We start from the raw sequence: 12,082 nt of genomic DNA on the forward strand, positions 1-12,082 counted from the left end.
AATGGTTTGCTAGCCACGGTCAGGCTTCGGCCCCGTCCTCGGGTTTGTTTTCGAAGAGCTGGATCTGCGTGCTGGGCATGATGGTCGAGACGGCGTGCTTGTAGACGAGTTGGGTATGCCCATCCCGCCGGAGAAGCAGGGAAAAATTGTCAAACCAAGTGACAATACCTTGCAGCTTGACCCCATTGACGAGAAACACCGTCACCGGCGTTTTGTTTTTTCGGATATAGTTCAGGAAGACGTCCTGAACATTCTGAGATTTCTCGTTGGGCATGTCGAGGCTCCTCTTTTTCTGTTTTTTCTCTTAGGTTGTTATTATTAGCTCTTCCGCCATGCACGTCCCTGTACACCGAGTCGTTTCGACTCTCCATCCGCACTCGAAAGAACCGTGCCCCCCGCTCGCATTTTCCCCGGCTCAAACGCGGCGTGTCACGGTGCCGCCGTCCGGGTGTCGTCGAGCATGTCCAAAAGTTGGTCGCCGCGAGAAAGATGCACAAGGGGGGGATACGGGCCGAATTCGTCCGCCTCCGGCGCCCAGGGTCGGAGAAGCACCGGCGTCAGACCGCACGCATAGGCACACGCCATGTCGGTGGGCGAATCGCCGACCAGCCAGATTTCCGGTCCGGGGCGCAGTTCGATCGGCGCGGTCCGCAGCGCCAGCTCGATCGCCTCCAGCGCCGGTTTGTCGCGGGCAGCATCCCCTGCCCCCACCTGGGCGAAGAACAAGGATCCCCAGCCGAGCGCCTCCACCTCGCGGCGCAACAGCGCGCCGGTCTTGTTGCTCACCAGACCCATCGGCACGTTCCGCGCCGCCAATCCGCGCAGCATGGGCTCGGCGCCGTCCAGCACGGTCAGCATCTCGAGATGCACGGTCTTGAAGGCATTCAGGAACACGTCCCGCGCTTCGGTCCACCGCTCTCCGAACATCTCCGGGAACGTATCCCGCATGGAACGGCCCACACGGCGCCTGGTCTCCTCGAACGTCCACAGCGGATGGCCCATGTGCGCCATGCAGGTGTTGATCACCCGATGGATGGCGGGCCAGGAATCGATCAGGGTGTTGTCCCAGTCGAACAGGATGGCGCGCGGCGTCGGCAGCCCGGCCGGCGCGCGCCCAGGTTTGGCGCCGATGTCACTCATCCGTCGATCCAGTCCTCGGCGCCGGGGCCGGCCATGTAGCCCTCGTACAGGTCCCAGACCTGGCGCGTGATGCTGCCCGGCACGCCGTTGGCGATCACGGCGTCGTCGATCCGCACGATGGGCAGCGCGGCCGCCGTGGTGCTGGAGATGAACGCTTCCCGTGCCGCCCGTGCCTCGTCCACCGTGAACGGGCGTTCCTCGACCGTTAGGCCGGCCTCCCGCGCCAACCGCAGGACCGCGTCGCGCGTGATGCCGGCCAGGATGTCGTGGCCCAGGGGGCGGGTGACCAGGGTTCCATCCTGGGTGACGATCCAGGCGTTGGTGGAGGTCCCCTCGGTCACGAAGCCGTCGCGGTCGACCTGCCAGGCCTCATAGGCCCCCATGTCCTTGGCGTGCTGCTTGGCCAGCACGTTGGGCAGCAACGACACCGACTTGATATCGCGCCTTGCCCACCGCTGGTCCGCCACGGTGACGACGCCCACCCCATTCTCCACCATGCTCGCCGATGGGGCGACGCCAGAGCGGGCGGTGACTACCAGAGAGGGCAAAACAGACGGCGGCGGAAAGGGATGGTCGCGCTTGTAGGCGCCCCGACTGACTTGCAGATAGACGATTCCGTTCCGGACACGGTTCCGCCGCACCACCTCGCGCAAGACAATCCTGAGCGGGCGCGCCGGCATCGGCATGGCCATGCGCAACTCCCGCAGCGAGCGGGCCAGGCGGGTCATGTGACCGCCCAGATCGATCGGGCGTCCGTTGACGATGGCAATGACCTCGTAGACGCCATCGGCGAACTGGAGGCCGCGATCCTCGACGTGAACCGCCGCCTCGGCGTGCGGCAGGTATCGGCCGTTGACATAGGCAACGCGAGACATGGGTCCTCCTGGGGGGCGGCGATCGGGCGTGTGCGTCCGGATCTAGACCAGAATGGCCGGCAATGAAACAGCGCGGCGGCAGGTCTGCCCTGCGTTCGGCGCTTAAAAGAACTCCAGCCGCACCGAGAACATCTTCTCGACCTTCTTGATCGCCCCGGAGGAAGCGAACAGCACCACACGGTCTCCGGCCTTCAGAACGGTCGAGCCGCGCGGGCTGATGACCTGATCGCCGCGCACCACGGCGCCCAGGATGACGCCGGCCGGCAGGCGCGCCTCGCGCAGCGGTCGGCCGACGAGCCCCGAGGTTTCCAGCGCATCGGCTTCGATCAACTCGCCGAACCCCTCGTGCAGGGAATGGACGCTGTGAATGCGGCCGCGCCGGACATGCTGCAGGATGGTCGACACCGTCATGCTGCGCGGGTTGACGACGACGTCCACGCCCAGGGTCGAGACCAGGGGGTTGTAGGCGGACTTGTTGATCAGGGTGATGGCCCGCTGGCAGCCGTGGCGCTTGGCGAGCAGTGAGGCCAGGATATTGTTCTCGTCGTCGTTGGTAACCGCCACCACGGTTTCCGTCTGTTCGACGTTCGCCTCGTCCAGGATCTCCTGGTCGAGCACATCGCCGTTGATGACCACGGAGCGCGACAGCGTCTTGGCCACGAACTCCGCCCGGGCGCGATCCTGCTCGACCACCTTCACCGACACCTGCGGGAAATCACTCTCCAGGCGTTGGGCCAGGAACAGGCCGATATTGCCGCCCCCCAGAACGAGAATGCGCCGCGCCTCCGGCTCCTCGTGCCCGAATGCCGCCAACGCCCGCGCCTGGTGCTCCGTCGCGCAGACGAAATAGACGTCGTCGCCCGGCAGCATCTGATCGTCCGGAGACGGGACCATCGGCCGGTCCTGGCGGACGATGCCGACGACGACGATGGACAGTTCGGGAAACAGCACCGAAAGCTGCCGCAACGGCGTGAACACGACCGGCGTGTCGTCGGTGCAGCGCACGCCCAGAAGGCGCACCTTGTTGTGGGCCAGCGGAATCAGTTCCATCGCCCCCGGCACCCGCAGGCGGCGGATGACGGCCTTGGCCACCTCGATCTCCGGCGAGATGGTGACGTCGATGGGCATGTTCTCGCGGCTGAACAGGTTGGCCCACTCGTCCTGCAGGTAGTCCTGGGCCCGCACGCGGGCGATCTTGGTCGGCACATGGAACAGCGAGTGCGCCACCTGGCAGGCGATCATGTTCACTTCGTCGGCGTGGGTCACCGCGATCAGCATCTCGGCGTCCGCCGCCCCGGCGGCCTCCAGGACGCTGGGATACGAGGCGTAGCCCACCAGGGCCTGCACATCCAGGCTGTCGGAGATCCGTCGGATCAGGTCTGGCCGCTGGTCGACGACGGTCACGTCGTTGCCTTCGGACGCCAGATAGCGGGCGATGCTGAAGCCGACCTGGCCGGCGCCGCAGACAATGACTTTCATGGGTCCGGGACCTTTGTGCCCGTAGCGTCAGGAGGCCGATCCGCGCGCCGAGTGAGTCAGGCCGGGTTCGGCCGCGCCGTCGCCGCCGGAACTGGCGGTGGAGGCGTTCGCTCCGCTGCTGGCGACGCCCAGGCTCTTCAGTTTGCGATGCAGGGCCGACCGTTCCATACCCACGAACTCGGCGGTGCGCGAGACGTTGCCGCCAAAGCGGGTGACCTGGGCCAGCAGGTAGTCCCGTTCGAAGATCTCCCGCGCCTCTCGCAGGGGCAGGGTCATGATTTCGGGCGACTTTTCCAGGCGCAGCGTGTCCGGCGTGAGGGCGCTGATCTCGTTGGGCAACATGTCGGCGCGGATGGCGTCCCGCGCCTCGCCAGGCGCCATGATCAACAACCAGTCGATGATGTTCCGCAACTGGCGCACATTTCCGGGCCAGTCATAGGCCTGCAGGGCCGCCATGGCATCCTCGCCAAGCGGGCGCGGTGGAATGCCGGCGGAGCGGGCGGCCGTCTCCATGAAATGACGCGCCAGCACCGGAATGTCCCCCCGCCGATCCATCAGGGCGGGCACCTTCAACGGCACTACGGCCAGACGGTAGAACAGATCCTCGCGGAAACGGCCGCGCCGGATTTCCTCCTGAAGGTCACGGTGGCTGGTGGCGATGACCCGCACGTCCACCGAGATCCGACGGCTGCCGCCCACACGCTCGAACGTCTGTTCCTGCAACACCCGAACGAGCTTCCCCTGGGTCTCCAGAGGCATGTCCGCGACCTCGTCGAGCAGCAGCGTGCCGCCGTTGGCCTGCTCCAACTGTCCGACCTTGCGCGGCGCGTCGGCGCCGTCCGCGCCGGCTTCGGTGCCGAACAGCTCTGTTTCCATGCGGTCGGGGTGCATGGCGGCGCAGTTGACCACCACGAATGCCTGGTCGGCGCGCCGGCTGTGGGCATGGACCATGCGGGCCGCGACTTCCTTGCCGGTGCCGGCCGGGCCGGTGATCAGCACGCGCGAGCCGGTCGGGGCGACTTTGGCGATGGCGGCGCGCAGTTGGGCGATCGCCGCACTTTCCCCGACCAAGTCGCTCTGGGCGCCGATGCGGATGCGCAGCTCGGCGTTTTCCTGTTTCAGACGAAAGGCCTCAATGGCGCGTTCGACCATCAGCAACAGGCGGTCTGTCTTGAACGGCTTCTCGATGAAGTCGTAGGCGCCCTTCTTGATCGCCGCCACGGCGGTCTCGATCGTACCGTGGCCGCTGATCATCAGCACGGGCATCAGCGGGTGGTCGCGCAGAACCTCGTCCAGCAGCTCCAGACCGTCCAGCCGGCTGCCTTCCAGCCAGATGTCGAGAATCACAAGGCTCGGTTTCCGCTCGGCGATGGCCGCCAACGCGGTGTCGCTGTCGACGGCCTCGCGGCACGTGTAGCCCTCGTCCTCCAGGACGCCGGCCACGGCCATGCGGATGTCGCTTTCGTCATCAACGATCAGGATATCGTGCGCCATGCTCAGGCTGACAGGGCATCAGAGCCCGGATCCTCATTCTTGTTGGTCATGTTGTCATCCATGGTAGCCGTCATGGCGTCTGGCGCCACGTGTTTGGCATCCTGCGGTTCCCCTTCACTTTCGGCGGCCCCGTCATGCTCGCCGCCGCGCGGGAACACCAACTCGACCCGGGCGCCGCCCCCGGGCCTGTCGCCGAGAACCAGCGTGCCACGATGATCCTCCAGGATCTTGCGGACAATCGCCAAACCCAGGCCGGTCCCCTTGCTCCGGGTGGTCACATAGGGTTCGGTCAGGCGATTGCGGTCCGCCGTCGGCAGGCCCTTTCCGTTGTCCTCGATGATGATCGTCACCGTCTCCGGCGCGTCGTCCAGGCGGGCAATGATGCTCCCGGGCAACGCCGAGGATTGATCCTTTTCTTTTTCCAATCTCGCGTCAATCCCCTCAACCGCGTTCTTCAGCAGGTTGGTCAGGGCCTGCGCCACCTGGCGTGCATCACAGGCCAGACGCACCGGGTGGTCCGGCACCTCGGCCTGGAACGTGATGCGGGGATAGGCCGTGCGTTGCAAGACGATGGCCTGCCGAACGATGTCGTTCAGTGTTTCCGGGCGCATGGTGGGCGCCGGCATTCGGGCGAAGGCCGAGAATTCATCGACCATCTGGCCGATGTCGCCGACGTGGCGTACAATGGTATCCGTGCATTGGACGAACGTGTCCTGATCCTGGGTCAGCTGCCGCAGGTAGCGCCGTTTCAGCCGCTCGGCCGAGAGTTGGATGGGGGTCAGCGGGTTCTTGATCTCGTGCGCGATACGGCGCGCCACATCGGCCCAGGCGGCCTTGCGCTGCGCCTGTTGCAGCTCGGTGATGTCGTCGAAGGTCAGCACGTACCCCAGCACCGCCCCCTCGGCGCCGCGTTCCGCGCTGAGCCGCACCAGCAGGGTCAGCGTCTTGCCGCCATGGGTATAGGCGGACTCGGTCTGGGCGGGCCGGTCGGGGCGCGCCCGGATCTGGTCCATCAGGGTCTTCAGGTCGGGGATCAGTCGGTCGATGGGCCGACCGACCCAGGCGTCAAGGCTCTCACCGAGCAGGTCGCTGGCCGAGCGGTTGCCGAACTCGATCAGCCCGTCACGGTCCAGGGCAATGACACCGGCCGAGACCCCGGCGAGGACCGTCTCGGTGAAGCGCCGCTTTTCGTCCAGTTCGCTGTTGGCATCGAGCAGACTGCGCTGTTGCGCTTCGATCTGCGCGGTCATGCGGTTGAAGGCGCGCGACAGCAGGGCGATCTCGTCGTTGTTGGCGGTTTCCTTGACCCGCACGCGCAGGTTGCCTTGCCGGATCCGGTCCGCCGCGTCGACCAGACTCATGATCGGCTGCGCCAGCCGGGTCGCCAGCGTCAGCCCGACCGCCACGGCGGCCAGCAGAAGAAGAACCGCCACCATGACGAAGATCATGGTGAGCGTCAGTTCGTACCCCGACCGGCGCCCTTCCAGCTCGCGGTACTGGTCGACCGCCTGTTCGGTGCTTTCGATGGCCCCGAGAACGCGTGGATCCACGAAGCGGCCCACATACAGATAGAGCGGCGTCAGGGTGTCCAGCCGGACCAGACCGCGCACCCGGTCGTCGTTTTCGCCGGTCAGGATGGCCACGTTGCCACTGTCGGCCCGTTCCATGGCCCAGAACGGCACCTGCTCGAACTGAAGGGAGAACGTGTACCCGGCGCGGCCGATCACCTTGCCATCCTGGCCGAACACCACCGCCTCGGTCAGATTGCGCAGCGCCGACTGGGCATTGAGGATGCGGTTGAGGCGGTCCGGATTGCGGCTGATCTGCAACCAGTCCCGGTTCAGATCATTGGCGATGGCCATGACATCGCTGGCGATGGTCTGTTGGTGTTCGGCCAGATAGGCCTGGGCCACCTTCACGGACTCGTCCAGGGCCGTGGAGACACGGGTGGAGAACCACCCCTGGACCCCGACCTGGAACACAAGGATCGAGAACACCGAGGTCAGAATCGCCGGCGTGATCGCCACCACGCCAAAGAGCACCACCAGTCGGACGTGCAGCCGCGACCCGGCGCCGCCGCTCCGCCGCGCGGCCCAAACCTTGGCGACGCGACGGGCCACCACCAGGCCCAGCGCCAACATGATCGCCAGATTGACGTTGAGAAGGCCCAGCATCAGGGCCGGGTCCTTGACCGTTGGCCCCAGGCCGGTCAGGACCGCCGTGGTCGCGCCGACCGACAGCACGGCCGCCACCGCCAGCACCCACGTCAAGGCGCGGGTCAGGCGGGCACGTCGAGCCCAGATCCGGAGGCGCAGAAGGCGCCGCTTGATCGATCCGCGCGTCAGTGTGTCCCCTCCTGCTCCGCCCGGCTTTCGGGGATCGCGTTCGGCTTGGGCATGGGCTTGGACCTCCCCTGCCCTCTGTGTCACCGTACCCCCCGGGTGACCTGGATGTCCAACTCGCGGATCTTCTTGCGCAAGGTGTTGCGGTTCAGGCCCAAGACCTGCGCGGCGCGGATCTGATTGCCTCGGGTGGCCTCCAGGGACAGCGCGATCAGGGGGCGTTCCACCTCGCGCAGAACCCGATCATGCAGGCCCGATGGCGGCAAGGACTCGTCGTGCGCGGCGAAGTACTCGCGCAAATGCCGTTCCACGAGGCTCCCCAGGCCCTCGTTGGTGCCGCCGCCATTGGCCGGCGTCGGCGGCGCGGTGGCCAGTTCCGCCTCGATGACATCGACACTGATGGTTTCCTGCGAGTACAGGGCCGCCAAGCGGCGCACCAGGTTCTCCAACTCGCGCACGTTGCCGGGCCAGCGGTGCCGTTTCAGGCGATCCATGGCCAGAGCATCGAGGATCTTGGCGGGCAACCCTTCGTCCATGATCTGGGCCTGAAAGTGGCGCACCAGTTCCGGAATATCCTCGGGCCGTTCGCGCAGGGCCGGCAGGCGGATGGGAACGACGTTGAGGCGATAGAACAGGTCCTCGCGAAACAGGCCCTGCCGGATGAGCTGGGTCAGATCGCGGTGGGTGGCGGCCACGATGCGCACGTTGGCCCGGATGGCGGTGCGCCCGCCGACGGTCGTGTACTCGTTCTCCTGCAAGACCCGCAGCAGTCGGGTCTGCGCCTCCGGCGGCATGTCGCCGATCTCGTCCAGGAACAGCGTGCCGCCATCGGCCTGCTCGAACCGCCCCACACCGCGCGTCGTGGCGCCCGTGAAGGCGCCCTTCTCATGGCCGAACAGCTCGGATTCGATCAGGTCGCGGGGAATGGCCGCCATGTTGATGGCCACGAAGGGACCGGTGCGACGCTTGCCGTAGTCGTGCAGCGCCCGCGCCACCAGTTCCTTGCCGGTGCCCGACTCGCCGGTGACCATGACCGTCAGGTCCGTGTTCATCAGGCGCGCCAGGGTGCGGTAGATCTCCTGCATGGCGGCGGAGCGACCAATCAGGGGCAGCCCCTCGTCCTGCGAGCGATCGCCGTCCGCTCCCGGAACGGGCTGCGGCGGTGCCGACAAGGCGCGGCGGACCACGCCAACCAGTTCCGTCAGGTCGAACGGCTTGGGCAGATACTCGAACGCCCCGCGCTCGGTCGCCTTGACGGCGGTCAACAGCGTGTTCTGCGCGCTCATGACGATGATGCGCAGGTCGGGACGGATTTTCTTGATGCGCGGGATCAGGTCGAGCCCGTTCTCGTCCGGCATCACGACATCCGTGATCACCAGATCACCGGCGCCGTCGGAGACCCAGGTCCACAGGGTCGCTGCCGTGCCGGTGGTGCGCACCTCGTAGCCGGCCCGCCCAAGCGCCTGGCTGAGCACCGTGCGGATGGCGCGGTCGTCGTCGGCAATCAGGATGGTACGCCCGGACGCCGACGGTTCCTCCAGCAACGGGGCCACGATGTCCGGTTGGTGCTGTTGAATCGCCTCGTTCATGCCTGCCCCTCCGCGTGTGTCTCCCGGGGGCGCGGGGGTCGCTCGCTCGGCGCCATGGGAAGCACGACCCGAAACACCGTTCGGCGCGGCTGGGTGTCGAATTCGACGATACCGCCATGGTCCGTGACGATCTTGGCCACCAGCGGAAGACCGAGGCCGCTGCCCGACGGCTTGTTGGTCACGAAGGGCTCGAACAGATGGCCGCGAATGTCCTCGGGGATACCGGGGCCGTTGTCCCGGACGGTGATGACCAACGGCAGGTCCATGCGATCACCGGACCCCGGCGCCGCCAACCGCAGGCCGTGTTGGTAGGCCGTGGACAGCACGATCTCGCCGCCCTCCGCCGGCACCACCTCGGCGGCGTTCTTGACCAGATTCAGGAACACCTGCACCAGTTGATCCCGGTTGCCGAACACGGGCGGCAGCGACGGATCATAGGATTCGATGAACCGGACGCCCCGGGCAAACCCGTTCTCCGCCACCCGCCGGACGTGCTCCAGCACCTGGTGGATGTTGATGGGCTCGCGGCTTAGGGTGCCGCCGTCCGAGAACACGTCCATGCGGTCGACCAGGGCAACGATCCGATCGGTCTCGTCGCGGATCAGTTGGGTCAGCACGCGGTCGGCCTCGGCGACGTTTTGGTCGAGCAACTGGGCCGCCCCGCGAATGCCGGACAGGGGGTTCTTCACTTCGTGCGCCAGCAGGCGGGCCATGGCGGACACCGACCGCGCCGCCCCCCGGCTGAGCATCTGCTGGCCGATCCGCAGGGCCTTGGAGTGCTCCTGGAACTGCACCACCACCCACCCCGGCATTTCCACCTGAGGCGAGACCTGGATGGTCATGACGCGCGGCCCGGTGCGCGGGGTGTCCAACTCCACCTCGTATTCCGACACGGCGCTGTTGTCGCGCCGCGCCTGGTGGATCAGGGCGAAGGTCTGACTGTCGCGGGGCACCAGGTCCTCCAGCGCCAGTCCCTTGAGGTGGCCGAGGCTGCTTTCGAACAACTGCTCGCCGGCGGCGTTGACGAACACCACCCGGTCCGCTTGGTCCAGGACCAGAACGGCCGAGGCAATGGCGTTGAGGACGGACACGGCATCCAGGGGAGGCTCGGGCGTCGGGCGCCCGCCGTCGATGATCTTCAGGGGCCGGCTCATGCGGCGTCGCGCTCCGGTTCGAGGGGATCGGTCACGCTGTCATCGTCCATCCGGGCGGAGCTCCAGAAGGCCAGCAACCGGTCACGCGCCCGGTGCGGGTCGGTGTCCTGGTTGAATGCCTGGCGGAATATCGCGGCGTCGCGGAGGCCCGCCGTGCTCCAGGCCATGTGCTTGCGGGCCAGGCGCAGCCCGCGATAGGCGCCGTAGTGCGCGACCAGGGCGTCGAAGTGCTGCACGGCGATCTCTCCCCGGGTCGCGAGATCGGGCTCCGGCGGAGTGATACCGCTGGCCAACGCTCCACCGATCAAGCCGGGCAGCCAGGGGCGGCCCTGGGCGGCGCGTCCGACCATCACGCCGTCGGCGCCGGAGACAGCCAGCATCCGCCGCGCGTCCGCGACCGTGGCGACGTCGCCGTTGCCGATGACGGGCACCGACACCGCCGCCTTGACCTCGCCGATAAAGGCCCAGTCGGCCCGGCCGCCGTACATCTGGTCGCGCGTGCGGCCATGCACAGTGATCAGCCGCACACCCAGGTCCTCGGCGATCCGCGCCAGCCGGGGCGCGTTGCGGTGGGCCGGGTCCCAGCCGGCGCGCATTTTCAGCGTCACCGGCACGTCCACCGCCTTGACCACGGCGTCGATGATGCTGGCGGCCAGCGGCTCGTCGCGCATCAGCGCCGCGCCCGCCTGCCCCTTGACCACCTTTTTCACCGGGCAGCCCATGTTGATGTCGATGATCGCGGCCCCCCGGTCGACACAGATCCGGGCGGCCTCGGCCATGATCCGGGGATCGCAGCCGGCCAGCTGCACGGCGGCCGGGCCGGTGGCGGCGCCGGGTTCGCCCATGCGCAGGGTCTCGTCATGGCGCGAGGCGACCCGGCCGCTGGCGATCATCTCGGAAAACGACAGCGAACAGCCGAAGTGGTGCGCCAACTGGCGGAACGGCCGGTCGGTGATGCCCGACATGGGGGCGAGGACTACGGGCGTGTCCAGATGCACGGAGCCGATGCGAAGGGACATGGGCGATTTTGCTTGGCCGGGATGGATCAGCGACCCAACGGCGACCAGGGTCGTGTGATTGGTGGCGCATTATGCACAGGGATTGGGCATCTGGCGAGCCAATATGCAGCATCGCGTTCAAAATTTGGCCACATCCGGTCGCCTCACGGCCGGCTGCGTGGTCCATGGGGTCAGGCGACCACCGCCGAAATAAACTTGATGCCGGGAAAGGCGAGAGTCAGCAGCAGGTATGCGAGCAAAAGGTAACGGGCCGCGACACGTCCGCGCACGCCGGCCCATCGGTGCGCGGCCAGCAGGCCGCCGATGACCGCAAAGGCCAGGAACGACAGCAGGGTCTTGTGGTCGAGAACCAGCACCGTGCCCGCCGTGAAATACGACACGGCCATGCCGCTGATCAGCCCGAGACCCAACACGGCCTCGCTCACCGCCAGCAGGCCGACGGACACCCGCTCGGAGTCGGCCACCGGCGGCAGCAGGCGGGTCAGGCGCGTCGGCCGCTTGCGTTTCAACGCCCGCTCCTGAAGGAACGCCGCCAGGGCCGCCACGGCGGAAACGGTCAGCAGGCCGTAGGTGACCACCGACACCAGGATATGGAACACCAGCCACAAGGGCGGCGCCCGTCCCTCCATCGGCAGGACCGGCCCCGGGTCGGCGGCGTAGATCGTCGCCAGCACCCCGAGAATCGCCAGATACGGCATGATCAGCGGCGCCAGCCGCCACGCGTACCGGTTGACCATGGTCACCATGAAGAACAACAGGGCGCTGGTGGCGACGGCCACCCAAAGGGTAGCTGAAAAGCCTGTGTGCCATCCTGCCGAGAGCTGCCACGTCACCCAGAAGGTCGGCCCCATGGCCGCCAACACCGTGACCGCCGCCTGCCACGCCGGGCGGGCGGCGCGCCACAGAGGCAGGAAAGCCGCCGGCAGCAACGACAAGACGGCGGCGAGATGGAAGCCGAGCGTGTTCACCATGCGGGGACTATAGCGCGGC

The 12,082-nt window shown here is 67.1% G+C and carries 10 protein-coding genes; all 10 read right to left on the bottom strand.

All coding sequences use genetic code 11. The annotated features are described in order from the left end of the window. Window positions 1-19 precede the first annotated feature (19 nt). The gene (hfq, locus tag Q0309_RS16355; protein ID WP_299443656.1) at window positions 20-274 is read right to left on the bottom strand and encodes an RNA chaperone Hfq; all 255 of its coding nucleotides are present in this window, start codon (window positions 272-274) and stop codon (window positions 20-22) included. A gap of 155 nt (window positions 275-429) precedes the next feature. Continuing rightward, window positions 430-1,140: an HAD family hydrolase gene (locus tag Q0309_RS16360; RefSeq protein WP_299443659.1), complete on the bottom strand. Its 711-nt coding sequence runs from the start codon at window positions 1,138-1,140 to the stop codon at window positions 430-432. Continuing rightward, window positions 1,137-2,015, bottom strand: a complete 879-nt coding sequence (locus Q0309_RS16365; RefSeq protein ID WP_299443662.1) for a D-amino-acid transaminase — start codon at window positions 2,013-2,015, stop codon at window positions 1,137-1,139. The genes Q0309_RS16360 and Q0309_RS16365 overlap by 4 nt, the downstream gene beginning before the upstream one ends. 102 nt (window positions 2,016-2,117) lie before the next feature. Beyond that, on the bottom strand, window positions 2,118-3,494 hold the full coding sequence (trkA, locus tag Q0309_RS16370) for a Trk system potassium transporter TrkA (protein ID WP_299443665.1): 1,377 nt from the start codon (window positions 3,492-3,494) through the stop codon (window positions 2,118-2,120). Between the two features lie 27 nt (window positions 3,495-3,521). Continuing rightward, complete coding sequence (locus Q0309_RS16375; protein WP_299443668.1) at window positions 3,522-4,988, bottom strand: sigma-54 dependent transcriptional regulator; 1,467 nt, start codon at window positions 4,986-4,988, stop codon at window positions 3,522-3,524. 2 nt (window positions 4,989-4,990) lie between these two features. Next, window positions 4,991-7,249: a PAS domain-containing sensor histidine kinase gene (locus Q0309_RS16380; RefSeq protein WP_299443821.1), complete on the bottom strand. Its 2,259-nt coding sequence runs from the start codon at window positions 7,247-7,249 to the stop codon at window positions 4,991-4,993. A 164-nt stretch (window positions 7,250-7,413) separates the two neighbouring features. Beyond that, complete coding sequence (ntrC, locus tag Q0309_RS16385; RefSeq protein WP_299443670.1) at window positions 7,414-8,919, bottom strand: nitrogen regulation protein NR(I); 1,506 nt, start codon at window positions 8,917-8,919, stop codon at window positions 7,414-7,416. After that, on the bottom strand, window positions 8,916-10,073 hold the full coding sequence (locus Q0309_RS16390) for an ATP-binding protein (protein ID WP_299443673.1): 1,158 nt from the start codon (window positions 10,071-10,073) through the stop codon (window positions 8,916-8,918). The genes ntrC and Q0309_RS16390 overlap by 4 nt, the downstream gene beginning before the upstream one ends. After that, on the bottom strand, window positions 10,070-11,092 hold the full coding sequence (gene dusB, locus Q0309_RS16395; RefSeq protein WP_299443677.1) for a tRNA dihydrouridine synthase DusB: 1,023 nt from the start codon (window positions 11,090-11,092) through the stop codon (window positions 10,070-10,072). Before dusB ends, Q0309_RS16390 begins: the two co-directional genes overlap by 4 nt. Window positions 11,093-11,262: 170 nt before the next feature. Next, the gene (gene ccsA, locus Q0309_RS16400; protein WP_299443681.1) at window positions 11,263-12,063 is read right to left on the bottom strand and encodes a cytochrome c biogenesis protein CcsA; all 801 of its coding nucleotides are present in this window, start codon (window positions 12,061-12,063) and stop codon (window positions 11,263-11,265) included. Window positions 12,064-12,082: the final 19 nt, after the last annotated feature.

It is taken from the genome of uncultured Rhodospira sp. (assembly GCF_937138205.1).
Classification (GTDB): Bacteria; Pseudomonadota; Alphaproteobacteria; order Rhodospirillales; family Rhodospirillaceae; genus Rhodospira.

What these genes read in the sequence shown, in the direction of transcription:
- hfq (WP_299443656.1), bottom strand. Translation starts at nt 274, where the DNA reads ATGCCCAACGAGAAATCTCAGAATGTTCAGGACGTCTTCCTGAACTAT.
- Q0309_RS16360 (WP_299443659.1), bottom strand. Translation starts at nt 1,140, where the DNA reads ATGAGTGACATCGGCGCCAAACCTGGGCGCGCGCCGGCCGGGCTGCCG.
- Q0309_RS16365 (WP_299443662.1), bottom strand. Translation starts at nt 2,015, where the DNA reads ATGTCTCGCGTTGCCTATGTCAACGGCCGATACCTGCCGCACGCCGAG.
- trkA (WP_299443665.1), bottom strand. Translation starts at nt 3,494, where the DNA reads ATGAAAGTCATTGTCTGCGGCGCCGGCCAGGTCGGCTTCAGCATCGCC.
- Q0309_RS16375 (WP_299443668.1), bottom strand. Translation starts at nt 4,988, where the DNA reads ATGGCGCACGATATCCTGATCGTTGATGACGAAAGCGACATCCGCATG.
- ntrC (WP_299443670.1), bottom strand. Translation starts at nt 8,919, where the DNA reads ATGAACGAGGCGATTCAACAGCACCAACCGGACATCGTGGCCCCGTTG.
- Q0309_RS16390 (WP_299443673.1), bottom strand. Translation starts at nt 10,073, where the DNA reads ATGAGCCGGCCCCTGAAGATCATCGACGGCGGGCGCCCGACGCCCGAG.
- dusB (WP_299443677.1), bottom strand. Translation starts at nt 11,092, where the DNA reads ATGTCCCTTCGCATCGGCTCCGTGCATCTGGACACGCCCGTAGTCCTC.
- ccsA (WP_299443681.1), bottom strand. Translation starts at nt 12,063, where the DNA reads ATGGTGAACACGCTCGGCTTCCATCTCGCCGCCGTCTTGTCGTTGCTG.